This is a genomic window from Megasphaera sp. AF13-6AC (assembly GCF_027685385.1).
Classification (GTDB): Bacteria; Bacillota; Negativicutes; order Veillonellales; family Megasphaeraceae; genus Megasphaera; species Megasphaera micronuciformis.
The window spans coordinates 412-840 of the sequence record NZ_JAQCUN010000062.1; the positions used below are offsets into that span (position 1 = coordinate 412).

Here is a 429-nt window from a genome sequence, read left to right on the forward strand (position 1 = left end):
TGTGGAATATCATCCCCAAGGCGGAACGCCGACGATTGACGAATTTACAGAGTTGATTTCCGCGATTATTGACATAAACGGGGCACAATTGCGCCTCGGTGCCGAGGAAACTGCATATGTTACAAATTTAACGGCTCGTGAAGCCGAAACAATTGCCGGTATCATTGAAAATCACACGGCTCGCACATCGTTTGAAAAGTCTGTTTCTTGCGTAGGTTGCACAATCTGTCAAATCGGGTTGCGTGATTCGGCCGGCCTTCTGCGGGATATACTGTCGGCAGTCGAACCGTATCATTTTGCAGAAGGCGTCTTGCCGCGTCTGTATATTTCAGGGTGTCCCAATTCTTGCGGTACTCATGAGTTGGCAAGTATGGGGTTTATGGGAGGTGCTAAACGAGTAAACGGGGAAACAGTTCCGGCCTTTGTCTT

Annotated in this window: 1 pseudogene; it reads left to right on the forward strand. The window is 48.7% G+C overall.

Annotated elements, in window-relative coordinates:
* Positions 1-429: pseudogene (locus PGX78_RS04725) on the forward strand (nitrite/sulfite reductase); the annotation flags it as partial.